The sequence below is a fragment of the Pseudomonas sp. St316 genome, from assembly GCF_018325905.1.
Lineage (GTDB): Bacteria > Pseudomonadota > Gammaproteobacteria > Pseudomonadales > Pseudomonadaceae > Aquipseudomonas.
The window spans coordinates 5432259-5455432 of record NZ_AP021901.1 but is presented as its reverse complement, the minus strand read 5'-3'; the positions used below and the strand labels follow the sequence as shown (position 1 = coordinate 5455432).

19 protein-coding genes are annotated in these 23174 nt (G+C 58.7%); 4 read left to right on the top strand and 15 right to left on the bottom strand.

The genetic code is table 11. The annotated features are described in order from the left end of the window. The first annotated feature begins 4 nt into the window (after positions 1 to 4). Entirely contained in the window at positions 5 to 3070 is a 3066-nt protein-coding gene (locus KI237_RS24385) for an efflux RND transporter permease subunit (RefSeq protein WP_212797398.1), read from the top strand. Between the two features lie 137 nt (positions 3071 to 3207). On the opposite strand, the gene KI237_RS24380 is transcribed toward KI237_RS24385, so the two are convergent. From KI237_RS24380 to plsB, 4 genes are all read right to left on the bottom strand, one after another. Next, on the bottom strand, positions 3208 to 3897 hold the full coding sequence (locus KI237_RS24380) for a DUF4197 domain-containing protein (RefSeq protein ID WP_212797397.1): 690 nt from the start codon (positions 3895 to 3897) through the stop codon (positions 3208 to 3210). Positions 3898 to 3930: 33 nt separating this feature from the next. Continuing rightward, positions 3931 to 4329 (bottom strand): YbaY family lipoprotein, encoded by a 399-nt coding sequence (locus KI237_RS24375; protein ID WP_212797396.1) that lies wholly within the window; start codon positions 4327 to 4329, stop codon positions 3931 to 3933. Between the two features lie 93 nt (positions 4330 to 4422). Further along, positions 4423 to 4797, bottom strand: a complete 375-nt coding sequence (locus KI237_RS24370) for a hypothetical protein (protein WP_212797395.1) — start codon at positions 4795 to 4797, stop codon at positions 4423 to 4425. Between the two features lie 186 nt (positions 4798 to 4983). After that, entirely contained in the window at positions 4984 to 7482 is a 2499-nt protein-coding gene (gene plsB, locus KI237_RS24365; RefSeq protein WP_212797394.1) for a glycerol-3-phosphate 1-O-acyltransferase PlsB, read from the bottom strand. A gap of 248 nt (positions 7483 to 7730) precedes the next feature. Between plsB and KI237_RS24360 the strand changes: the two genes are divergently transcribed. Continuing rightward, a complete protein-coding gene (locus KI237_RS24360; protein ID WP_003184959.1) occupies positions 7731 to 7940 on the top strand; it encodes a cold-shock protein in 210 nt (69 codons plus the stop codon). Positions 7941 to 8121: 181 nt separating this feature from the next. Here the strand turns inward: KI237_RS24360 and KI237_RS24355 are convergent, their stop codons facing one another. From KI237_RS24355 to dapE, 3 genes are all read right to left on the bottom strand, one after another. Further along, the gene (locus KI237_RS24355) at positions 8122 to 8499 is read right to left on the bottom strand and encodes a hypothetical protein (RefSeq protein WP_212797393.1); all 378 of its coding nucleotides are present in this window, start codon (positions 8497 to 8499) and stop codon (positions 8122 to 8124) included. 83 nt (positions 8500 to 8582) lie between these two features. Continuing rightward, positions 8583 to 9392, bottom strand: a complete 810-nt coding sequence (locus tag KI237_RS24350; RefSeq protein ID WP_212797392.1) for a putative RNA methyltransferase — start codon at positions 9390 to 9392, stop codon at positions 8583 to 8585. Beyond that, the gene (dapE, locus tag KI237_RS24345) at positions 9392 to 10543 is read right to left on the bottom strand and encodes a succinyl-diaminopimelate desuccinylase (protein ID WP_014336780.1); all 1152 of its coding nucleotides are present in this window, start codon (positions 10541 to 10543) and stop codon (positions 9392 to 9394) included. Before dapE ends, KI237_RS24350 begins: the two co-directional genes overlap by 1 nt. Positions 10544 to 10797: 254 nt before the next feature. Here dapE and tcdA point away from each other — a divergent pair, with 254 nt between their 5' ends. Next, positions 10798 to 11616, top strand: a complete 819-nt coding sequence (gene tcdA / locus KI237_RS24340; protein ID WP_212797391.1) for a tRNA cyclic N6-threonylcarbamoyladenosine(37) synthase TcdA — start codon at positions 10798 to 10800, stop codon at positions 11614 to 11616. A gap of 114 nt (positions 11617 to 11730) precedes the next feature. Here the strand turns inward: tcdA and KI237_RS24335 are convergent, their stop codons facing one another. The 4 genes from KI237_RS24335 to KI237_RS24320 form a co-directional block, all read right to left on the bottom strand. Further along, complete coding sequence (locus KI237_RS24335; protein WP_212797390.1) at positions 11731 to 12135, bottom strand: SufE family protein; 405 nt, start codon at positions 12133 to 12135, stop codon at positions 11731 to 11733. After that, positions 12132 to 13337, bottom strand: a complete 1206-nt coding sequence (locus KI237_RS24330; protein WP_212797389.1) for an aminotransferase class V-fold PLP-dependent enzyme — start codon at positions 13335 to 13337, stop codon at positions 12132 to 12134. Before KI237_RS24330 ends, KI237_RS24335 begins: the two co-directional genes overlap by 4 nt. Before the next feature lie 180 nt (positions 13338 to 13517). After that, positions 13518 to 14552: a 2,3,4,5-tetrahydropyridine-2,6-dicarboxylate N-succinyltransferase gene (dapD, locus tag KI237_RS24325; RefSeq protein ID WP_212797388.1), complete on the bottom strand. Its 1035-nt coding sequence runs from the start codon at positions 14550 to 14552 to the stop codon at positions 13518 to 13520. 32 nt (positions 14553 to 14584) lie between these two features. After that, entirely contained in the window at positions 14585 to 14947 is a 363-nt protein-coding gene (locus KI237_RS24320) for an ArsC family reductase (RefSeq protein WP_063322771.1), read from the bottom strand. Between the two features lie 176 nt (positions 14948 to 15123). Between KI237_RS24320 and KI237_RS24315 the strand changes: the two genes are divergently transcribed. Then, positions 15124 to 16479, top strand: a complete 1356-nt coding sequence (locus KI237_RS24315) for a type III effector protein RopAA (RefSeq protein ID WP_212797387.1) — start codon at positions 15124 to 15126, stop codon at positions 16477 to 16479. Between the two features lie 241 nt (positions 16480 to 16720). On the opposite strand, the gene KI237_RS24310 is transcribed toward KI237_RS24315, so the two are convergent. From KI237_RS24310 to KI237_RS24295, 4 genes are all read right to left on the bottom strand, one after another. Then, entirely contained in the window at positions 16721 to 18193 is a 1473-nt protein-coding gene (locus KI237_RS24310; protein WP_212797386.1) for an aldehyde dehydrogenase family protein, read from the bottom strand. Between the two features lie 159 nt (positions 18194 to 18352). Continuing rightward, positions 18353 to 19636, bottom strand: a complete 1284-nt coding sequence (locus KI237_RS24305; RefSeq protein ID WP_212800688.1) for an alginate export family protein — start codon at positions 19634 to 19636, stop codon at positions 18353 to 18355. A 167-nt stretch (positions 19637 to 19803) separates the two neighbouring features. Next, positions 19804 to 21213, bottom strand: a complete 1410-nt coding sequence (locus KI237_RS24300) for an APC family permease (RefSeq protein WP_212797385.1) — start codon at positions 21211 to 21213, stop codon at positions 19804 to 19806. Between the two features lie 301 nt (positions 21214 to 21514). Continuing rightward, a complete protein-coding gene (locus KI237_RS24295; protein WP_212797384.1) occupies positions 21515 to 22852 on the bottom strand; it encodes an aminotransferase family protein in 1338 nt (445 codons plus the stop codon). Positions 22853 to 23174 lie beyond the last annotated feature (322 nt).

Sequence of the window (23174 nt, the reverse complement as noted above, 5' to 3'; positions counted from 1 at the left end):
CCCGATGGGTTTCAATCTTTCCGAATGGGCGCTGCGCAACCGCCAGATCGTACTGTTCCTGATGCTGTTGCTGGCGATCGTTGGCGCGCTTTCCTACACCAAGCTCGGCCAGAGCGAAGACCCGCCGTTCACCTTCAAGGCCATGGTCATCCGCACCGCCTGGCCGGGGGCCACGGCGCAGGAGGTGTCGCGACAGGTCACTGAGCGCATCGAAAAGAAGCTGATGGAAACCGGCGATTACGAAAGGATCGTCTCGTTTTCCCGCCCGGGTGAGTCCCAGGTGACCTTCGTGGCCCGCGATTCCCTGCATTCGGTGCAGATCCCCGAGCTGTGGTATCAGATCCGCAAGAAGATCGGTGACATCCGCCAGACCTTGCCGCCGGGTATCCAAGGGCCATTTTTCAACGATGAATTCGGCACCACCTTCGGCAACATCTATGCGCTGACCGGAGACGGCTTCGACTACGCCGTGCTCAAGGACTACGCCGACCGCGTCCAGATCCAACTGCAACGGGTCAAGGACGTCGGCAAGGTCGAACTGATCGGTTTGCAGGACGAGAAGATCTGGATCGAGTTGTCGAACGTGAAGCTGGCGACCCTCGGCCTGCCCTTGGCGGCGGTCCAGCAGGCCCTTGAAGAGCAGAACGCCGTCTCGACCGCCGGCTTCTTTGAAACCGGCAGCGAGCGATTGCAGCTACGGGTTTCGGGGAATTTCCAGACCGTGGAAGAGATCCGCAACTTCCCGATCCGGGTCGCCGATCGTACGTTCCGTATCAGCGATCTGGCGGATGTGCGCCGGGGGTTCAATGACCCACCGGCACCACGCATGCGTTTCATGGGTGAGGATGCCATCGGCCTGGCCGTGGCCATGAAGGAGGGCGGTGACATCCTGGTGCTGGGCAAGGCCCTCGAGGTCGATTTTGCCCGGATCCAGAACACGCTTCCGGCCGGCATGCAATTGCGCAAGGTGTCGGACCAACCGGCGGCGGTGAAGACCGGGGTCGGTGAGTTCGTCCAGGTGTTGGTGGAAGCGCTGACGATTGTGTTGCTGGTGAGCTTCTTCTCCCTGGGACTGCGCACCGGGATGGTGGTGGCCCTGGCGATCCCGCTGGTGTTGGCGATGACCTTCGCCGCGATGTATTACCTGGGGATCGGCCTGCACAAGATTTCCCTCGGCGCGCTGGTATTGGCGCTGGGACTGCTGGTGGACGACGCGATCATCGCGGTGGAGATGATGGCGATCAAGATGGAGCAGGGCTTCGACCGGATCAAGGCCGCCAGTTTTGCGTGGACCAGCACGGCGTTCCCGATGCTCACCGGTACGTTGATCACCGCGGCCGGCTTCCTGCCAATCGCCACCGCGCAATCGGGCACCGGCGAATACACCCGTTCGATTTTCCAGGTCGTGACCCTGGCATTGCTGGCATCTTGGGTGGCTGCCGTGGTGTTTGTGCCGTACCTGGGTGAAAAGCTCCTGCCGGACCTGGCGAAAATTCACGCGGCCAAACATGGCACGGCTGACGGCCAGACCGACCCATACGGCACGCCGTTTTATCAGCGTGTCCGGCGGATGGTGGAGTGGTGCGTGCGTCGTCGCAAAACCGTCATTACCCTGACCTTGCTGTTGTTCATCGGCTCGGTGGTGTTGTTCCGTCTCGTGCCGCAGCAGTTCTTCCCGGCATCGGGGCGGCTGGAGCTGATGGTCGACCTGAAACTGCAGGAAGGCGCCTCCCTGAGCAACACCGCCGAGCAGGTCAAGCGCCTTGAAGCGCTGCTCAAGGACCACGTGGGCATCGACAACTACGTGGCCTACGTCGGCACCGGCTCTCCGCGTTTCTACTTGCCGCTGGATCAGCAATTGCCGGCGTCCAGCTTCGCCCAGTTCGTGGTGCTGGCCAAGACCATCGAAGACCGCGAGCCTTTGCGCAGTTGGTTGATCGCGACCCTGAACGAACAGTTCCCAACCCTGCGCTCGCGGGTCACTCGCCTGGAAAACGGCCCGCCGGTCGGCTACCCGGTGCAGTTCCGCGTCACGGGCGAGCACATTGAAGAGGTCCGCGCCCTGGCGCGCAAAGTGGCGGTGAAAGTTCGCGAAAACCCTTACGTAACCAATGTGCACCTGGACTGGGAAGAGCCGAGTAAGGTGGTGTACCTGAACGTCGACCAGGACCGTGCCCGGGCCCTGGGCGTGAGCACCGCCAACCTGGCGAGTTTCCTGCGCAGCTCCCTCACGGGCTCCAGCGTCAGCCAGTACCGGGAAGACAACGAACTGATCGAAATCCTGCTGCGTGGCACGGTGCATGAGCGCACCGAACTGTCGTTGTTGCCGAGCCTGGCGGTGCCGACCGACAACGGCAAGAGCGTTGCCCTGTCGCAGATCGCGACCCTGGAATACGGCTTCGAAGAGGGCGTGATCTGGCACCGCAACCGCCTGCCGAGCGTGACCGTACGGGCCGATATCTACGGCAAGGAGCAACCGGCGACCCTGGTGCAGCAGATCTTCCCGACCCTGGAGCCGATTCGTGCGCAACTGCCGGACGGTTACCTGCTGGAGGTGGGCGGTACGGTTGAGGATTCGGCCCGCGGCCAGAAGTCGGTGAATGCCGGTGTGCCGCTGTTCATCGTGGTGGTGTTGACGTTGCTGATGCTGCAACTGCGCAGCTTCTCACGCTCGGCGATGGTGTTTCTCACCGCGCCGCTGGGGTTGATCGGTGTCACGCTGTTCTTGCTGGTGTTCCGCCAGCCGTTTGGTTTTGTCGCCATGCTCGGCACCATCGCGCTGTCGGGGATGATCATGCGTAACTCAGTGATCCTGGTGGACCAGATCGAACAGGACATCAAGGCGGGGCTGGCGCCCTGGCAGGCGATCATCGAAGCGACGGTGCGCCGCTTCCGCCCGATTGTACTCACCGCACTGGCGGCGGTGCTGGCGATGATCCCGCTGTCACGCAGCCTGTTCTTCGGCCCGATGGCCGTGGCGATCATGGGCGGGTTGATCGTGGCGACGGCGTTGACACTGTTGTTCCTGCCGGCGCTGTATGCGGCGTGGTTCAGGGTCAAGAAAACCTGAATCCGATCTAGCGATCAGCACAGATCCAATGTGGGAGCGAGCTTGCTCGCGATAGCGGTGTAACAGTCAACAGAGATGCAATGGCTGATACCGCTATCGCGAGCAAGCTCGCTCCCACAGGTGTTTTGCGCGCAATCTCAGAGCGTACCGAACACCTTCTTCGCCAAGCTGGTCGCGGCAGCCGCCGGGTTCTGGCGAATAGCGGCTTCCTGCTTGCCGATCATCTCGAACAACCCGTCCAGCGCCTGCTCGGTCACGTAGTTTTCAATGTTGGCGCTCTTGGCGTCCAGCACGCCGAAGGTCGCGGCCTGGCCGGCGAAGGCGTTGTATTTCTGCGCCAGGCCGACCTTGTCGGTGGCTTGCTTGACGATGGGCAGGAACTTGGCGCGGATCTGCTCGCGACTGCTCTTGTTCAGGTATTGCGTGGCGGAGTCCTGGCCGCCGCTGAGGATGCCTTTGGCATCGCTTACGCTCATGTTCTTCACGGCATTGACCAGGATAGGCTGGGCCTGGACCACGGCGGCTTCGGCGGCCTGGTTCATGCTGGTTTCCAATTGATCGACCTGGTCACCCATGCCGAAGGCTTTCATCTTGCTGGCGACTTTGCCGAGCTTGCCTGGCAGTTCGATCTTCACATCCGGGTTGTTGCTGAAGCCGCCGGGTGTGCCCAGTTGCTTGACCGCGACCTGCGCGCCTTGGGTCAAGGCGTCCTTGAGACCGCCCGTGGCGTCTTTTTGCGACAGGTCGCCCAGGGACAGGGCCATGGCATTGGCGCAGATCAACAGGCCTGCGCACAGGCCGGTGAAACGGAGGGTTGAGCGAAGCATGATGGCGTCCTTGAAGAAAGTTGGAAAAAGGAATCAGCGTGCGGCGTTGACGCGGATCCTCAACGGCTGCGGATCCTTGCCGTCGAGTTGCACGGCGTGTTGTTCGGTGGTGATGAACATCAACTGGCCGTCCACTTCGATGCGGGCGCTCACGGCATAACGATGACCGGGCTTGACCTGGGCCTGATCATAACTGAGGTGGAACGGCAGTGGGACCTGGCCTTTGATCGGGCCGCTCTGTTCATCGAGTACCACCGCAGGGGCGTCGGCCAGGGAAACGTCCTGCAGGCTCACGCTCAAGGTCGCGTTGGGCGGCAGGGCGATGCGTTGCAGGTAGAACACTTCGCCATCGAGGGATGCGGAGGGTGGTGGCGTTGTCGATTGGCAAGCGGCCAGTAAGGTCATGGAGGCAAGCAGAGCGAGTTTTTTCATGGGAAGCACCTTGCCCATTGACGCCAGCGGCATACTGGCGTCAATGGGCATTCAGCGGGTTTGCGTCCAAGCATCCATTCGTAACGTCGCGGCTCAGGAACCGAACGCGGGCGCTTGAACAGTTTCTGCCAGCGATGCTGGCGCCAGGCTCAGGGCGATGTCAACGTGTTGATTGCCACCCTCCCAGGTGAAGGCCTGTTCGGTTTCAAGAAAAAGAGCGGTATCGCCTTGGTACGCTTGTGCCTTGACCGAGAGTTCCTCCCCTACGGGCGTCGTCTTGGGGTCGACGAGAAAGCGATATTGCCAAGGCTGCTGGGCCACTGGCTCCTTAGGCGCCATGTTGGAACCCTGGCCGCCGCTGGCGCTGATCTGTGCGCCGGCGGCATTTCGCACGCTGACTTCGGTGCGAGCGGCTTGCGGGAGTTGGAAGCCTTCAGGCAGTTGCAGGGTTAACGTGATGATGTTCATGCTGAATTCCTTTTCAGTACGTCGACATTGACGTGAGCCCATCCTAGAGACCCGTTCCAAAGTTCTCTGTAGGTCTTTTCTTCGTTTGACGTCGCCTTAGCCGCTGCGCAGCGTCGGAGTAGGCTCGTTGACTGCCCATTCACTCACCGGAACCTTCCCTGCTTCTCGGTGAGTGATCGGCAACCGTCAACTGTCGGGGCTGCTGGCGATGTCCGCCGCATCTTCACTGCGATGCAGCGCTACCTGACGGATCGACAGGCGAATTTCCGCTGGCAGCACCCGCTTGGCCGCGCCTTCGGCCAGTTCCCCCAGCAGCTCGTGGTAGCTGAGTTTGCCGGCCTCGTCGCGGCGCAGCACATCGAGGTCCAGCATCGTCTGGATGAAGTGGCGGAACAGGCTCTTGTCGAAGAACTCCGGCGCATTCAGGCCATGCAGGATCGACAGGCGCTGGGCCATGACGGTGCAGAGGTCTTCCAGTTCTTCGGCGCTGACGGTGTTCTGGCCGCTGTTGAGCAGCAGCGAAACGGTCATGTAGAAGCGCTGCAAGGTCTGGGCGATGCTTTTTGACAGCAGGGTCAGCAGCACGAAGTGCCGCGAACTCGGCGCCGGACGCAGGTACAGGTCATTTTCGAAACGCAGCAGGCCTTGTTCGACGAATGCTTCGAGCCACTGGTCGACCACGCCGTCCAGTTCTTCCAGCGACCAGCGAATGAACAGCTCCGATTGCAGGTACGGGTACAACGCATGAGTGTAGCGCAGGATCTGCTCGCGGCTCATGCGCGAGCTGCTCTGGAAGAAGCTCGCCAGCAACGCCGGCAGCGCGAAGATGTGCAGGACGTTGTTGCGGTAGTAGGTCATCAGTACCGCGTTCTGCTCATCCAGGTACAGAATCTTGCCCAGTGCATCGTTCTGTTCCGACAGCAGGTCCATGCCTTTCACATGTTCGATCAGCGCCTGGCCATCGCCTTCGGGCAGGGTGGTGTGGGGCGAGTACGGGACCTTGCGCAGCAACGCCAGGTACAGGTCGAGCACCCGGGCCATGGCGCGGTCGTCCAGGGCCAGGCGGCTGGTGGACAGCAGCGCCAGGGCGACGAGGTTGACCGGGTTGATCGCCGCGGCTTCGTTCAGGTGACGGGCCACGCGCTCGCCGAGGCGGTGGGTGGTCGCGTTGAGCCAGGCCGGTTTGAATTGCGGGCCCAGTTCCTGTTGGCGCCAATCCGGCTGTTCGCTGTCGAGGAATTCCGCCAGCTTGATCGGTTCGCCGAAGTTCACCGCCACCTGGCCGAAGCGTTGCTTGAGGGCGCCGATGACCTTGAAGATGTCGAAGATCGATTCCTTTTTCTTGCTCGCCCCGCGCAGTTCGCCCAGGTAGGTGCGACCTTCCAGTACGCGCTCATAACCGATGTAGACCGGCACGAACACGATGGGCATGCGCGAGGAGCGCAGGAAGCTGCGCAGGGTGATGGCGAGCATGCCGGTCTTGGGTTGCAGCATGCGCCCGGTGCGCGAACGCCCGCCCTCGACGAAGTACTCCACCGGAAAGCCTTTGGTGAACAGCGTGTGCAGGTATTCGTTGAACACGGCGGTGTAGAGCGGGTTGCCCTTGAAGGTGCGACGCATGAAGAATGCCCCGCCACGGCGCAGCAGGCCGCCGATCACCGGCATGTTGAGGTTGATGCCGGCGGCGATGTGCGGCGGCGTCAGGCCGTTGCGAAACAACAGGTACGACAGCAGCAGGTAGTCGATGTGGCTACGGTGGCACGGCACGTAGATGACTTCGTGGCCTTGGGCGACGTTCTGCACGCCTTCGATGTGGTTGACCTTGATGCCGTCGTAGATCTTGTTCCAGAACCAGCTCAGCACCACTTCCAGGAAACGGATCGCGGTGTAGGTGTAGTCCGAGGCGATCTCGTTGCCGTAGCGCAGGGCCTGGGCCTTGGCTTTTTCGGTGGAGATCTTTTCCCGCTCGGCTTCCTCGGCAATCGCCTGCTTGACCAGCGGCTGGTTCAACAGGCCCTTGACCAGATTGCGTCGGTGGGAGATGTCGGGGCCGATGACCGCTGCTTTCAAATTGCGGAAATGCACCCGCAGGATGCGCTGGGCCATGCGTACGGTGCGCTCGTGGCCCTTGTCGTGTTCGATCAGCTCGCGCAGGTGAATCGGCGCGGAGAACTGCACGCGGGTCTTGCGCCCCAGGATCATGATGCTCAACAGGCGACGCAGGCGCCCGGTGACGGCCCAACTGTCGGCGAACAACAGCTTCCAGGGGCTGGATTCGCTGTCGGGCGACTGCCCCCAGAACACGCTGACCGGAATGATCTGGGCGTCTTCGGCGGCATTGTGGGTCAGGGCGTTGACCAGCCGCGTCAGGGTGGGCGGCGCGCCGCGCTTGTCCTGGCGGCCGATCCAGTCCGGCGCTGGCGTCAGGTAGAAAAACGCCGCCGGTTCCAGCAGGTTGCCCACCGAGACCGGCAGCACCGGACGGGGCAGGCCGGCCTTGGTGCATTCGGTGTCGAGCACCGCCAGGTCAGTGAGTGAAGGATCTTGCAGGACGTAGAACACCGGACGACTGCGGTCGAGGTTGAGGGTGAAGGACGACTGGTTGATCGTCTCGGAGCGAACCCAGAGATACAACAGTCGGCGCAGGGCGCCAAACACAAGACGGCGGAACGGGGAACGGGTCATACGGCTTCTGCATGAGTGGATAAAACCGAGCGGCTGCTCGGGCTCGCTAGTGTGCCGGATTCATCGAAAATCGGCAAAAAAGCGCCGAAGTAAAGTCAGTTGAGAGTTTTTACCTGTGTCATATACTCGGCCGGTGACTGCCACGGCCCCTTATGGACGGCTGGACGGCAGCTAACGTTCGTACGGCTTTGCCTTCTGCAGTCGGGCGGGAAAAGCCGACCTAAAAATAAGAAAGGGGAGTGAGTATCATGGCAGCAAGGGAAACCGGCAACGTGAAGTGGTTCAACGATGCCAAGGGCTACGGTTTCATCCAGCGCGAAGGTGGGGCGGATGTGTTCGTGCATTACCGCGCGATCCGCGGTGAGGGCCACCGTTCACTGACCGAAGGCCAGCAGGTCGAGTACGCGGTCGTGGAAGGGCAGAAGGGCTTGCAGGCTGAGGATGTGGTGGGGTTGTAACCCGCATTCACTGGCGATACAAAACCCATTGTGGGAGCGAGCTTGCTCGCGATAGAGGTGTATCAGGCAACATCTTCATTGGCTGTCACACCGCTATCGCGAGCAAGCTCGCTCCCACATGGGATCTTCTTTCACCTTGGATCTGTCATGAACATGGCAATTGCGCCATGCGTCCAGACTGTTACGCCGTCTTCCAGGTAATCTCTTCTTCCCCATCGGCGCTGATGCGAATCCAGCGATCGGCCGATTCCTCGCCTTCTTCCTCGACCCATGACCCAGGCGCGCAGCGCACTTCGACGTTCAGTGCGGCGAAGGCGGCGCGGGCGCAGGCGATGTCGTCTTCCCACGGGGTCTGGTCACTTTCCAGGTACAGGCTGTTCCATTTGCCCACGGCCTTGGGCAGCCAGGTCACTGGGATATTGCCAGCCTTGCACTTGTAGGTCTGGCCTCTCTGGACCCAGTCGCTGCACGGCCCCAGGGCCTGGCCGAGCCAGGTGGCGATGGCCTTGTGGTCGACGTCGGCGTCTTTGAGGTAAATCTCGATATCGGGTTGGCGCATGGATGTCCTCGCTGCGGTCTTGAAAAATCCATTCGCGGATTTAACTGGCCCCGAACGGTTGCCCGGGGCCCGGAATCAAAAGGTTATTGAAGAACGAAATAATCGTAGCGCATCGACACCGTGACCTGGAACGGCTCGGCCTGCTCGATCACGCTGGCACGGCGTTCGGCACTGGCGCGCCAGCCGTGGGGTGTCATGGCCAGCAGGTTGGCGCGGTCCTGGCCGTTTTCGAGCGTCAGCTTGAATTCGAGGGTTTCGCTGTGATCCAGCACCATGCCCGACGGCACCAGGGCCAGGTGCTTGTCGTCGGTGTATTCGCGCACTTCGTCGTACAGGCGCTCGCGCAATTCCATCAGGTGGCCGGCGGTGGGGCCGACTTTCATCAGGCCGCCGCCGGGGCTGAGCAACCGTCTGGCCTCCTGCCAGTCCAGCGGGCTGAACACGCTGGCCAGGAACTGGCAGCAGCCGTCCGCCAGCGGCACCCGGGCCATACTGGCGATCAACCAGGTCAGTTGCGGGTTGCGTTTGCAGGCGCGCTTGACCGCCTCGCGGGAAATGTCCAGGGCATAGCCATCGGCATCGGGCAGCGCCTCGGCGATCTGCGCGGTGTAGTAGCCTTCGCCACAGCCGATGTCCAGCCAACGCCCGGGCGCGCGTTCGGCGGCCAGTTGCGCCAGGCGCCGGGCGACCGGGGCGTAATGCCCGGCGTTGAGGAAGTCGCGCCGGGCTTCGACCATCGCCTGGTTGTCGCCGGGGTCGCGGCTGTTCTTGTGCTGCACTGGCAGCAGGTTCAGGTAACCCTGCCGCGCGCGGTCGAAGCGGTGGCCGGCTGGGCACACTACACCGTTGTCCACCGCGTTCAGCGGTTCACTGCAGATCGGGCAGGCGAGCATCAGGCGAGCAACTTGATCAGCGTCTTGTAGTAGATCTCGGTCAGCACATCGAGATCGGCGGCCAGCACGCGTTCGTTGACCTGGTGGATGGTCGCGTTGACCGGCCCCAGTTCCACCACTTGCGTGCCCATGGTGGCGATGAAGCGACCATCGGACGTGCCACCGCTGGTGGACGCCTGGGTCTCGCGCCCGGTGACGTCCTTGATACTCGACGATACGGCGTCGAGCAGCGCACCTGGTTCGGTGAGGAACGGCAGGCCGGACAGTGCCCAATCGATGTGCCAGTCCAGTTGATGCTTGTCGAGGATATCGGCGACGCGCTGTTGCAGGCCCTCGACGGTGGATTCGGTGGAAAAGCGGAAGTTGAACACTGCCACCAGGTCGCCGGGGATCACGTTGGTCGCGCCGGTGCCGGAATTGAGGTTGGAGATCTGGAAACTGGTCGGTGGGAAGAAGTCGTTGCCGTGGTCCCAATGCTCGGCAGCCAGTTCTGCCAAGGCGGGTGCGGCCAGGTGGATCGGGTTCTTCGCCAGGTGTGGATAAGCCACGTGACCTTGTTTGCCGCGCACGGTCAACTTCGCGCCGAGGGAACCGCGCCGGCCATTCTTGACCACATCACCCACCAACGTGGTGCTCGACGGTTCGCCGACGATGCACCAGTCCAATCGTTCCTGGCGGGCCTTGAGGCGCTCGATCACGGCTTTGGTGCCGTGGTGGGCCGGGCCTTCTTCGTCGCTGGTGATCAGGAAGGTCAGCGAGCCCTTGTGGTCCGGGTAGTCGGCGACGAACCGTTCGGCCGCCACCACCATCGCCGCCAGGCTGCCCTTCATGTCGGCCGCGCCACGGCCGCAGAGCATGCCCTGTTCGTCGATGACCGCATCGAACGGGTCGAGCTGCCAGGCCTGCACCGGACCGGTCGGCACCACGTCGGTGTGCCCGGCGAAGCACAACACCGGACCGTCATGCTTGCCATGGCTGGCCCAGAAGTTATCCACATCCTCGATGCGCATCGGCTCGAGCGTAAAGCCCGCGTTGCCCAGGCGCTGCATCATCAGTTTCTGGCAATCGGCATCCACTGGCGTCACGGACGGACGGCGGATCAGGTCGCAGGCGAGTTGCAGGGTCGGCGAGAGGTCGGCGTGGGCCGTCATGGAAGCTCCGGGAATATAGAGTGAACGCAAGGCTTATGCAGGCGCGGGCAGGCTCGCGCAAAATGGCGGTTATCTTATAGCAAAACACAAAACCCTGTGGGAGCGAGCTTGCTCGCGATAGCGGTGGATCAGCAAGATCAAGACCGACTGACACGCCGCTATCGCGAGCAAGCTCGCTCCCACAAAGGTTTTCGACAGGCCTACATCGCGACGGGTCGTTGGGTGCCCTATAATGCGCGCCGGTTTTTGGGGTAATGGTCATGAGTACAGAAGATCCACGGTTTGCCGGTATCGCCCGTTTGTATGGCGTCGAAGGTCTGGAGCACCTGCGGGCGGCCCATGTGGCGATTGTCGGTGTTGGCGGTGTCGGTTCCTGGGCGGCGGAAGCCATTGCCCGTTGCGGCGTGGGCGAGATTTCGCTGTTTGATCTGGACGATGTCTGCGTGAGCAACGCCAACCGTCAGTTGCACGCCCTGGACAGCACCGTCGGCAAACCCAAGGTCGAAGTGATGGCCGAGCGGCTGCGCGGGATCAACCCCGACTGCACGGTGCATGCGGTGGCCGACTTCGTCACCCGTGACACCATGGCTCAATACATCACGCCGAACATCGACTGCGTGATCGACTGCATCGACAGCGTCAACGCCAAGGCTGCACTGATCGCCTGGTGCAAGCGCCGCAAGATCCAGATCATCACCACGGGCGGGGCGGGCGGGCAGATCGACCCAACGCTGATCCAGGTCTGCGACTTGAACCGTACGTTCAACGATCCGTTGGCCTCCAAGGTACGTTCCACCTTGCGTCGCGACTACGGCTTTTCCCGCACCGTGACTCGTCACTACAGCGTGCCTTGCGTGTTCTCCACCGAACAACTGCGCTACCCGAAACCGGACGGCAGCATTTGCTTGCAGAAGAGTTTTGTCGGCGACGGCGTCAAGCTCGACTGCGCCGGTGGGTTTGGCGCGGTGATGATGGTGACGGCGACCTTCGGCATGGTCGCGGCGACCAAGGCTGTGGATAAGATTGTGGCGGGAGTGCGGCGGCCGTCTGACAGGGCCAAGCCTCAGGTTTGAGGGCGTGGTTGAAGGCCTCATCGCGAGCAAGCTCGCTCCCACAGTGGATTTGGGTGTATTCAACATCGCATTCAACCCGATCCAATGTAGGAGCGAGCTTGCTCGCGATGGCGGTTATTGAGCCAACTCAAACATCCGCTTCAACACCGCATTCAACCCATTGCTGCGCGACGGCGATAGCTGCCGCGACAATCCCAACTGATTGAACCAACCCGGCAAATCCACCTGCTGCAACTCTTCAGTGGACAAACCGTTGACCCGCGCCAGCAAAAGCGCCACCAGGCCGCGAATCAGCCGCGCATCGCTGCTCGCGGAAAACTGCCAGTGCCCATCGTGCAAGCGGCCCACCAGCCACACCTGGCTCTCGCAACCATGGACCAGGTTGGCGTCGCACTTGTCCGCATCGCTCAGCGGCGGCAGGCGTTCGCCCCATTGCATCAGCAATCGCGCACGTTGTTCCCAGCCGGCGGCGTCCTGGAAGGTTTGCAGCGCCAGGGCGGCATCGGCGGGCAGGTTCATCGCAACATCTCCAGGGCCTGGTCCAGGGCCTCGAAGAAACGTTCGAGATCGGCAGAGTCGTTGTACAGCGCCAGCGACACCCTGATCGCCCCGGACAGCTTCAAATGCTTGAACAACGGCATGGCGCAGTGATGCCCGGCGCGCACGGCGATGCCTTGCTCGGTCAGCAGGTGCGCCAGGTCGGCGTTGTGGATGCCGTCGACCACGAAGCTGACCAGGGCCAGGCGCGGGGTGCCCACCAGGTGAACGCCGTTGCGGGCCAACAGGCCATGGAGCAGGTAGTCATGCAGCGCTGCCTCATGTTCGATGACCGCCTGCGGGTCGAGGTCGGACAGGTAATCCAGGGTCGCCCCCAGGCCGATCACGCTGGCAATCGGCGGCGTGCCCGCTTCGAAACCCAGCGGCGCGGGGCGGAAGCTGGCGCTGTGGTAATCGGCCTGTTGCACCATTTCGCCGCCGAACTGCCAATGACGCAGGTTGCCAAGGGCTTCGGTACGGCCAAACAGCACGCCCAGCCCATCGGGGCCGTAGAGTTTGTGGCTGGAAAACACGTAGAAGTCGCAGCCCAGCGCCTCCACGTCGTGGCGGCCATGAACCACGCCTTGGGCGCCGTCGATCACCGTCAGCGCGCCCCGGGCCTTGGCCAGCGCCAGCAGCGCTGGCACCGGTTGCCAGGCTCCCAGCACATTGGATAACTGGCTCACCGCCAGCAACCGCGTACGCGGGCCGATCAGTTCGGCGGCGGCGCCAGGGTCGATCACCCCGTCGGCATCCAGTGGCAACACCACCAGTGTCAACGAACGGCGCTCGGCCAGTTGTTGCCACGGCAGCAGGTTGGCGTGGTGTTCCAGGGCGCTGATGACGATCTCGTCGCCCGGGTTGAATAGATGTTCCAGCCCATAGGCCAGTAAGTTCAGCGCCGAAGTGGCGCCGTGGGTGAAGACCACTTGCCCGCAGTTTCCGGCATTGAGCCATTGCGAGACCTTGAGGCGGCTGTCCTCGAACGCCTGGGTGGCATGGGCGCCCGGCAAATGTTGCGCCCGGTGCACGTTGGCCGCGCCGTTGGCGTAGTAATGCGTCAGGGCATTGAGCAGTGCTTGGGGTTTTTGCGTGGTGGCGGCGCTGTCCAGGTAGGTCTGGCCTTGCCGTTGCAGGGCGGCGATAGCCGGGAAATCGGCCCGCCAGGGGGATTGGATCAACATGCTTTCGGGCCCTGCTGAAGGTACGCCGGTCCCTGTGAGGGCGGGCTTTTTTTTGTGGGAGCAAAGCTTGCTCGCGATGAACGATGACGCGGTCTCACCGTAAACCGTGTCGCTGCCATCGCGAGCAAGCTTTGCTCCCACAAAAAAAGCTCGCTCCCACAGGTGAGGATGTGAAGCGGCTTAATTGTGGGCGTGCAGTGCTTCGTTCAGCTCGATGGCTGATTTGTGCGTCTTGCACTCCACCGCGCCGGTTTCGGAGTTGCGGCGGAACAACAGGTCAGGCTGGCCGGCCAGGTCGCGGGCCTTGACCACTTTGACCAGTTGGTTGTTTTCGTCCAGCAGCTTCACTTTGGTGCCGGCCGTCACGTACAGGCCCGACTCCACGGTGTTGCGGTCGCCCAGCGGGATACCGATGCCGGCGTTGGCGCCGATCAGGCAGCCTTCGCCGACCTTGATCACGATATTGCCGCCGCCCGACAGGGTGCCCATGGTCGAGCAACCGCCGCCCAGGTCCGAGCCCTTGCCGACGAATACGCCCGCCGAAACACGGCCTTCGATCATGCCCGGGCCTTCGGTGCCGGCGTTGAAGTTGACGAAGCCTTCGTGCATCACGGTGGTGCCTTCGCCCACATAGGCGCCCAGGCGGACCCGCGCGGCATCGGCGATACGCACGCCGGCCGGGACCACGTAGTCGGTCATTTTCGGGAACTTGTCCACCGAGAACACTTCCAGCAACTCGCCACGCAGGCGGGCTTCGAGCTGGTGTTCGGCCAGTTCGCTCAAGTCGATCGCGCCCAGGCTGGTCCAGGCCACGTTCGGCAGCAGTGGGAAGATGCCGGCCAGGTTCAGGCCATGGGGCTTGACCAGGCGATGGGACAGCAGGTGCAGCTTGAGGTAGGCCTCAGGCGTGGAAGCCAGTTGGGCATCTTCGGCCAGCAGGGTGGCGACCAGCGGCTTGTGGCTTTCGGCCAGGCGGGTCAGCAGCGCGGCTTGCCCGGCATCAACGCCCTTGAGCGCTTCCGCCAGTTGCGAGGCCTGGGCGGTGGTGAAGGTGATGGCCTGGTTGCCTTCGCTGTAGCCGAGGATCGGTGCGATGGCTGCGACGATGTCGGCCGACGGGTTGAGCAGCGGCTGTGCGTAGAACACTTCCAGCCAGGCACCTTGACGGTTTTGAGTGCCGACACCGAAGGCCAGGCTGAACAGGGTAGTGGACATGAAATTACCTCTACAAAATGGACTGGGCAGGCTTACTTGATCTCTGCCGCATAAATATCTGGCTTGAAGCCAATCAGGGTTCGGTCACCGAGATCGAGCACCGGGCGCTTGATCATCGAGGGTTGCGCGAGCATCAGTTCGATGGCTTTCGTCTGGTCGAGATCGGCTTTGCGTTCGTCGTCGAGTTTGCGAAAGGTCGTACCGGCACGGTTCAACACCACTTGCCAGCCATGTTCGTTGCACCATTGGGTCAGGTGCTCACGGTCGATGCCGGCGGTCTTGTAGTCGTGAAAGTCGTAGCGCACCGCGTGCTCATCGAGCCAGGTACGCGCTTTTTTCATCGTGTCACAGGCTTTGATGCCGAAAAGCTGCAAGTGCTTGTTTTCCTTGGGCATGAATGCTCCCCCAAAACGTTCCCGGTATCGTCCTGAAAATCAGCGGACGATTATGCCACGTCGTTCCTTTCAGTGCCTTGACTGTCGCGACGGATCGGACGAGGCGGAACCGATCGGAAAGAGGTGACCACGCAACACAGGTAAACCCTTCACTTTTGCGCACAAGAGACCCGCCCATGGATTCCATCTCCCTGACACCGCCCCATCCACTGACGAATCAGGTTGAAGAAACACTCCCGTCCCATTCAACGACCGCGACCACCGGGACCGCTGCATCCGTCCCGATCGGTCCTGTCACGGCTGAACAGGACCTGGCCAATCGGACGGGTGCAATCAAGGCCCAGCTCACCCGGGTATTCGAGCCGCATATAAACGGTGCCAATCGCGAGGCCTTCGAAGCACTGATCGACGATCGTTCGCGTACCTTGGCCAATGACGGGGAAACCGCGCAAAGCGTCGATGCCGTGCTGACCAAAGGCTCGCGCCTGGATCGCGCGGCCCATGACACGGTTGGATTCCTTCGTTCGGTTCCCTTCGGCGCGGCGTCCATCGCGCTGGACTTCGCCCCGGCGGTGACCGGCAATGGTTCGATTACCGCTCCATTGGCGCTGTCGGCGATTGCCGGCCTGGTCAGCAGCGCCTCCGACACGGTCGGCAATGGCCTGATCAAGCGCGCCACCAGCGACACCCAGTGGCTGGTCGCCGAAAATGCCGATCTGGAGCCGGTCATGCAGGAAGCCGCCCAGGCTGTGAAGCCGAGCCTGACGACCCAGGCTGTCGAAGGCAGCCTGACGTTCCAGACCTTCACCGCGCGAAACGTGTTGCGCACGGTCATCCAACCCGTCGTGACGAAGACCGTCGATGCGCAAACGGGCAGCAAGGTGGACTCGGTGATCGCTGCCGTCGGTTCTCCGCTTTCAGGCATGGCCGCTTATGACCTGCAACATTCCATCGATAAATCCAAACACCGGATTGGCCCGGAATACCTGCTGGGGCGTCAAGACTGGCACCAGCGTTACAAGGACCTCAAGAATTATGGCGTAGGGAGTGCTGCGATGGGCATTGCGAAGCGGGTCGGTAGCCTGCCGCTGGACGCGATGCGCGATGGCAGCAAATCGCTGCAAGCCTTGGTTACGCCGACTGGCCTGGTCAGTGGTCTCGGCGCGTTGGCCGGCGGTATTACGGCGATCGGCATGGCCCAGACCGCCGCGGTCAACGCAGCCAGGCGTTCCGGGATTTCGCCTGCGGGTGTGGCGGCGGCTGGCAAGGCGACGGTGACGGCCACGATGGCCCCGGTGCTCGCTGCCTGGGTGACGACGGGAGTGATGACCCAGCCGTTGGCGGACAAGGCCTCCGCCGCGTTGGACAGGCTATCCGCCGGTCCCGCTCATCCGGATGAGCTGCAGGGAATGTTGCCCTTGGCCAACATGTCGACGGCCGAACAGATCGCCGAAGATAGCGACAATGAGGATGACGGCGCCGATGTGGTCTCGGGCCGCTCGACCCTCAATGCCGCTGAGCGAGCTGTTTAGCTTCGCAGAGTCGCCGGTCGCTCTGAGTTTTTGTTAAAAAAAGCCTCTTTAAGCTCAAGGCGTCAAGAGGCTAAGGAGCAAGCAAGAGTGCGCGCGTATAAAATACTTGCGTAGTGCACGATTCACGTTCGTCGAGAATTATTGCTCCGGGCTATTTCAAAGACTCGGCATTCTCAGTCTGGAGAATGCCGAGCACGGCTTGATGCGCCGTGCTGTTTTTTGCCCAGCCCAGGCACTCGAATCAGAAGGGGTACTGACGCGGTTGACGTTGTACAGATACCCATTGAGTTGTGGTGAATTCGTCGATTGCCCAGTCGCCGTTGAATCGGCCAATGCCAGAATTCTTCTCCCCACCGAAAGGAATGTTGGCAGCGTCTGCAACAGGAATATCGTTGACGTGCGCCATACCTGACTGAATCCGCCGGGCAAATTGAACACCTCGATCCAGATCACCAGAGAAAACTGCAGCAGAGAGACCAAACTGAGTTGCGTTTGCCAGTTCCAGGGCGTGCTCGGCGTCTTTGGCACGCATCAGGCCGGCAATCGGGCCAAATATCTCTTCGACCGCCAGTTCCATATGGGGTTTGACCTCTGTGAAAACATGAGGAGCGAAGACTAGACCCTCAGACTCGCCAGCGTAGGCCAGGGTTGCGCCTTCTCTTTTGGCTTGTGCTACTTTCTGCGTCAGGCCGCTGAACTGCTTCTGGTTGATCACTGGGCCGACAGCAGTTTTGATGTCTCCCGGATCTCCAAGCACGAGATTGCTTACGCGCTGGATGAACATTGAGGCGAAGTCGTCATAAATCGAGTCTTCCACGATGATCCTGTTGACGGCCATGCAAATCTGCCCTTGGTGAAGGAACTTGCCAACAACGGCTGCGTGTACAGCGAGCTCAAGGTCTGCGTCTGCAAGGACAACAAACGGGTTGTTACCACCGAGTTCGAGAGCAACATGTTTGAGGTATTCACCGCAGCTTGCCTGTCTAGCGATGTTCTGCCCTATAGGCGTTGAGCCGGTGAATGAAATGAAACTCGGTATTGGATGCGACACGAAGTCGTCACCGATTTCTGCTCCGGAACCAACGATCACGCTGAGTACGCCAGCTGGCAGTCCAGCTTCCTCAAAGATTCGTGCGAGCAGAAGTCCGCCGGTAACAGGTGTGTCACTTGCAGGCTTTACTACCACTGCATTGCCAAGTGCCAGGGCTGGAGCAAGTGAGCGCTGAGTCAGGTGGAGAGGGAAGTTCCAAGGACTAATTACCCCCACAACCCCAAGTGGACGGCGATAGATACGGCTTTCTTTAGCCGGCACGTCGGATTCGACAATCCGTCCATGGACACGATTCGGGAAGGATGCTGCTTCCAAGGTAATGTTTTTTGCCGATATCCATTCGAACTCGGCTTTAATCCGGGTGCTACCTGATTCCGAAATAATCCAATCAACTATTTCTTGATGACGCTCATCGAAGATCTGTGCTGCGCGCAGTAGTACCGCAGCGCGTGCAGTGGGGCCTGTTTCTGCCCATGCAACCTGAGCCTGCGCCGCTCGGGTGTAGGCATCATTCAAATCCTCTTTGCTAGCGAGAGAGATTTCGATTAAAGGTTTGCGCGTAAAGGGGTCATTGACGGTCATTGAGCGGCCCGTGCTGCCTTCGCGCCAAGTACCCGCAATGGGTTGAAGATTCAGAGAGGTATAAGGTTGGGTCTTATGCATTTTTTGGCCTCCAATATCTGTTTGTTCAAAATGAATTGAATATGAAAATTATATTTAACGAGCAGACTCAGCGTTACAAATGACTGAGTGCTTGTTGTGAAGCCGCCATATTTATTGCCCTAACGTTGGAATACTGATGGCGGCTAAGCGGCTCGGCGATTAAAAGAAAGTTCCCACGATCAGCTGTAGGTAGGTGTTAGTCGAGTTATCACCCAGCTGGAGCCCTCCATCCTGAGCGCTCTTCTTCGGTTGGTAAAAACCAATGACCGGGCTGATCATGAGATGTTCATTTACCATCCACTCGGCATAAAGATCTAGTTCCCTGCCGTCAAGATTACCTTGGTTCTTGTTGATTGTTCTAAAATCAAACGCCAATGCCCCCACAGTTAAACTTTCGGTGGGTTTTGCTTTGATGCCAACATGATGAACTTTGGTGTTTTGGTTGAACGGGCCAGCGTAATTAGAGGCGACTTCCCCCTGGAACCAGGTGCCATAACCTCTACTTTGGCCGTAAAACAAAGTGTCATAGTTTTCAGAGAAACGGCTATATCTATAAGTAACTGTTGGTGACCAAGTTAAATCCTTGAATGTCCAGCCCCCCTCAAGGTACCAGGCGTTTTCTCGACCGTCACTTCTATCCTGCGTTGCGTATTCAAATGAGAGGTGAAGCTGCTCTACACCTAAAGAGCCAACCCCGCGAATGCTAGCCACGTTCATACCGTCACGCTCACGTTGCAGCGGCGTAGCGTAGCGCTCGTTCACGTCTAAACCGCGAATATACGTGACGCCGAGAGTCCCAAGTTCATTGACATGCTCAAGCGTTGCTAAGCCAAGCTCTGTTTCTGCCTGGGCGCGATTGTCTGATTTGATCCATGCTAGATCGCTCCGCCATCCTTCGCTCCCACCTATTTTTACAACAGCAGTATTTTTGAATGCTTTGCGGGCCGCCAGGTAGTAGGCACCTCCCCGATCATAGTTGCCACCCAGATCTGCATCACCGTAGCTCAGGCCATCACTATGGATTAGGAATCCATCGCCAATCATGACTTGCTGGCTGCCTGCTGAAACATCTAAACCATTGTGACCGAGGGTAGGGAACATATCCCCGGAACGCCAGCCAAAATAGGCGTCGTTGACCGCCGTTCTGCGCTCGCTACCTTGTGTAAATCCGGCTGCATCGCCGTCCCCCCAAGTTCCAGAACTAATCAAGTTAAATGCGCCGTACGCAGTTGAGCTGTTAGCGATTTCTTGGCTGCCGCTCAATCCGTACTTGATGTAGCCTTCGCTCCAGTTCGAGCTGCCGGGGTCTCGGTTGTTTAAGACGTTATAATTCTTATCGCTGTGCATCAATGCATACACGGCTTCCAGGGATGCATCAACTTTCGTGCCGCCACTCGCTAGAAGCTCGTAAGCATTCGCACCCAAGGAGTAGCTCAGCGCCATGCACGGAATGATTTTGGTAATGCAGCTCTTGCTAAGTGCCATAGCTGGAATCCTTTATTATATTGTTGTTGGCAGACTCGTTAATTAACAGCAATGTCTAAGCATATTGCTTTATTGAAGCTTTGAATTTTGGCGTTCCCAAGGAACGCCGTAATTTTTTTGCGCAATCAAGTTGAAGCCGGGTTGCCCCCATCAATCAGTCGCTTAGGTTTCCTGATACCGTTAACTACTCCCAAAATTGCTGCCACCAAAACTAGCCAAGGTAGTTGGCTAGCGAGCCCGGATTTTGCTCCGCTTAGTTCTTGAAAGTTAGTGATGGCGAGCAGAACGACTACAAATAGCCCAGCGCCACCTAGGGCCGGTGCTACTAGCCCCTGCCAGAAGTGCCCTTTGCGGGTTTTCTTAAAGTATGCAATAACTGCAATGCAACCCAATGTTTGAAGTGCCAGGATACCCAACGTGCCAAGAGCAACCATCCACATATACAGACTGTTGATAGGGTCTGCATCTGCTGCCATGAACAAAGCGATAATAAACAGTGTTATGAAACTAAGCGTAATACTTGCATTGTGTGGGCTGCTATTTTTGGCATGAACCCTGCCTAGCCTTTTGAAAATGAAGCCCGAGCGCGACAGCGAAAAGAGATACCTGCAAAGTGCATTGTGGAACGACAGCAAGACGGCAAATAGACTCGTCACTGCTAGGATTTGCATAAGGTCTGTTGACCATTGGCCTACAAATTTTGTGTTTGCATTGAAGACGAAGTTTACTAAATCCGTGCCTGCAGCGGCTTGAATGTCAGCGCCGCTGTAAGCGATCCCCAGGCACCAGGTGGTGACTGTATAGAATATACCGATTAATCCAATTGCAATGTAAGTTGCCATCGGGATGGTCTTATGTGGGTTTTTAGCTTCTTCACCGTATATCGTTGTTGACTCAAAACCCACGAAACACGCGAAAGCGAACATAAAGGCCACACCGAGTCCAGGTGTGCTTAAGTCAGTAGGTATGAGGTTTTGAAAGGTGATGGCTGTGGTATCGGATTTTATAAGAACGGCGGCGTCAAATACCACCAGAATCAAGACTTCCAGTATCATCAGAACGCCAAGAACTTTGGCCGAAATATTCACATCCAAATAGCCGAAGACACCAACAATAATGATCGCGAAAATAGCGCTAGCTTGCCAGCTTAGATCAAATCCGAGAAAGGACTTGAAGGCTTCAGAGTTAAAAGCAGCGAAGGCGCCGAAGATTCCAATCAGCATGCAGATGTAAGCCAGGATCGCGATGCCTGAAGCAGCGTTGCCAAAAGGTCGACCTATTCCGACTTTAACCAGTTCAGCAAAGCCACCAGCACTCACCACATACCTGCTCATGGCCGCAAAGCCAATAGCGAAAAGTAATAGAATCACGGATGCACAAAGATACAGACTTGGTGCGCTGGGGCCTCCAATAGCAAAAACAGCGGGTGCTGCACCCAGCGTAGCTCCTAGAGGAGCGGCAGCGGCTACAACAAAAAAAACAATATCGGATACGCCTAATGAATTGGGGCGTAGCTTGTGTTCATCGGTTTGCATAGAACCCTCCGCATACAGCAAACTTCCCGGCTAATAAGATCGCTCTTAATAACTAGGTCGTCTATTTTAGGATTTAATTAAATGGCCAGAGCCGCAGTTTGGCAGTTGTCGCAAATTAATTAAATCATGGTTTTTGTTTTTATTAATTTGGAGTGCGTAATTTGGGATTCCTCGGGCTTTTGAGGGGCGGATGGGGAACGCTCTTCTCAAAAAGCTCTTCATTTATCACCGTGCGGCAGCTACAGGCACCGATATTCGTAAGCCGCCTGGATCCGAACGTAGGATCCAGGCTGAGATTCACTTAAACCGTACCGTCTGGCCTTACGCGGGCCAGTACGCCGCAGACTGCCTCTACTGCGCGATCTGCTTCCTCTCTGCTCATTGTGAGGGGAGGAGACATGCAAATGTTCGTGGCATTGCTGATACGAACAATAACGCCCGTTTCTTCGCGGATGATGTCGGGGATCGTCATTGCAACATCAGGCAAAGGTTGGCGAGACTCCTTGTCTGTCACCAGCTCAATGCCAATGCCCATTCCAGCCTGACGAACTTCACCAACGCATGGATTATCACGCAGGGCCGACAGTTGTTCTGCGATATAAGCGCCCATTTCGTTAGAGCGATTGATCAGATCTTCATCTTCTAGAATGCGGAGGTTTTCCAAGGCGACCGCACATGCTACGGGGTGACCACTGTAGGTGTAACCCAATGGATAGCCATGGCCCTCACGTACCGTATCTGCAACATCACGGCTCATGATTACAGCGCCGAGGGGAATGTAGCCACTGGAAATGCCCTTGGCTGTTACGATCATGTCTGGGGTAACGCCGTATTTTTCTGCCGCGAACCAGTAGCCTGAGCGGCCAAAAGCAGATACTACTTCGTCGAAGATCAGTAAAATCCCGTTCTTCTTAAGAACTTGCGCCATGCGTGGCCAGTAGTCGGCTGGTGGAGGCACCATCCCACCTACGCCCATGATCGGTTCGGCGATCATGGCTGCAATGTTTTCGGCGCCAATGCTGGCGATCATTTTTTCAAGCTCAGCGACACAGAAATCAGTCGGATTTTGTCCATTGAAATAGTAAGTGCGATAAGCATTTGGCTGAGTAAGATAAGCGACGTGTGGTAGGTGCGGCCCCATACCATCCCGCAATTCAGCAAATCCGGTAGCGGTACCCCCGCCATAGGCAAGTCCGTGGTAGGCGTTTGTTCGAGAGAGAATCCAGGTGCGTTTTGGTTCACCACGTTGGGTGTGATAATAACGAGCAGTTTTAATCGCTGCGTCATCGCCCTCCGATCCACCACTGGTGAAAAAGCTCATTTCCAAATCACCAGGTGCCAAGGTGGCGAGTTTTTCCGCCAACTCAATTGCACGTTCGTTCGAGAAGTCCCAGAAGCACGTGAAATATTCTAATTGTTTCATCTGGCGGGCGGCTGCTTCGGCGATCTCCTCGCGGCCATGCCCAATCTGTGCTAACCAGAGCCCACCGGTCGCGTCCAGATACTCGCGTCCTTCGATGTCCCAGAGTTTGCAGCCTTTTCCTCGCGCAAAGATGACGCGGTTATCATCGTTTTTTGGCAGGTGGGGGTGGATCAGATGTTTTCGATCTAAAACGAGCATTTTTTCGACATGATTCATTTTATTGCCTCTTTTTGTCATTGTGAGAAAACATGGCAGGTGATCGTATCGCCCAAACATGATTTCATTACAGGCACAAAGATGTATTGGTTGAGCGTTGCTATTAAAGTTAAATGTTCGCTGATAAAGGTGAACTGACGATTCGATGATGTGACAGGCTTAGCAGAGGTTCAATGCAAGAAAGCTGATTGATTAATCACGTTTTGTGATTGGATCGAATCTATATGTTTTCTGCGTCTAAGTTCGCAGCAAAAGGATATAAACGCAGCTAAGCCGATGCCTTGCGACTATCAGCTTCGGAGAGGAAGGTGGCAAGAATTGC

Bases quoted from the DNA above. Each gene is read 5' to 3' on its own strand.
- KI237_RS24385 (WP_212797398.1), top strand. From the start codon at position 5: ATGGGTTTCAATCTTTCCGAATGGGCGCTGCGCAACCGCCAGATCGTA.
- KI237_RS24380 (WP_212797397.1), bottom strand. From the start codon at position 3,897: ATGCTTCGCTCAACCCTCCGTTTCACCGGCCTGTGCGCAGGCCTGTTG.
- KI237_RS24375 (WP_212797396.1), bottom strand. From the start codon at position 4,329: ATGAAAAAACTCGCTCTGCTTGCCTCCATGACCTTACTGGCCGCTTGC.
- KI237_RS24370 (WP_212797395.1), bottom strand. From the start codon at position 4,797: ATGAACATCATCACGTTAACCCTGCAACTGCCTGAAGGCTTCCAACTC.
- plsB (WP_212797394.1), bottom strand. From the start codon at position 7,482: ATGACCCGTTCCCCGTTCCGCCGTCTTGTGTTTGGCGCCCTGCGCCGA.
- KI237_RS24360 (WP_003184959.1), top strand. From the start codon at position 7,731: ATGGCAGCAAGGGAAACCGGCAACGTGAAGTGGTTCAACGATGCCAAG.
- KI237_RS24355 (WP_212797393.1), bottom strand. From the start codon at position 8,499: ATGCGCCAACCCGATATCGAGATTTACCTCAAAGACGCCGACGTCGAC.
- KI237_RS24350 (WP_212797392.1), bottom strand. From the start codon at position 9,392: ATGCTCGCCTGCCCGATCTGCAGTGAACCGCTGAACGCGGTGGACAAC.
- dapE (WP_014336780.1), bottom strand. From the start codon at position 10,543: ATGACGGCCCACGCCGACCTCTCGCCGACCCTGCAACTCGCCTGCGAC.
- tcdA (WP_212797391.1), top strand. From the start codon at position 10,798: ATGGTCATGAGTACAGAAGATCCACGGTTTGCCGGTATCGCCCGTTTG.
- KI237_RS24335 (WP_212797390.1), bottom strand. From the start codon at position 12,135: ATGAACCTGCCCGCCGATGCCGCCCTGGCGCTGCAAACCTTCCAGGAC.
- KI237_RS24330 (WP_212797389.1), bottom strand. From the start codon at position 13,337: ATGTTGATCCAATCCCCCTGGCGGGCCGATTTCCCGGCTATCGCCGCC.
- dapD (WP_212797388.1), bottom strand. From the start codon at position 14,552: ATGTCCACTACCCTGTTCAGCCTGGCCTTCGGTGTCGGCACTCAAAAC.
- KI237_RS24320 (WP_063322771.1), bottom strand. From the start codon at position 14,947: ATGCCCAAGGAAAACAAGCACTTGCAGCTTTTCGGCATCAAAGCCTGT.
- KI237_RS24315 (WP_212797387.1), top strand. From the start codon at position 15,124: ATGGATTCCATCTCCCTGACACCGCCCCATCCACTGACGAATCAGGTT.
- KI237_RS24310 (WP_212797386.1), bottom strand. From the start codon at position 18,193: ATGCATAAGACCCAACCTTATACCTCTCTGAATCTTCAACCCATTGCG.
- KI237_RS24305 (WP_212800688.1), bottom strand. From the start codon at position 19,636: ATGGCGCTGAGCTACTCCTTGGGTGCGAATGCTTACGAGCTTCTAGCG.
- KI237_RS24300 (WP_212797385.1), bottom strand. From the start codon at position 21,213: ATGCAAACCGATGAACACAAGCTACGCCCCAATTCATTAGGCGTATCC.
- KI237_RS24295 (WP_212797384.1), bottom strand. From the start codon at position 22,852: ATGAATCATGTCGAAAAAATGCTCGTTTTAGATCGAAAACATCTGATC.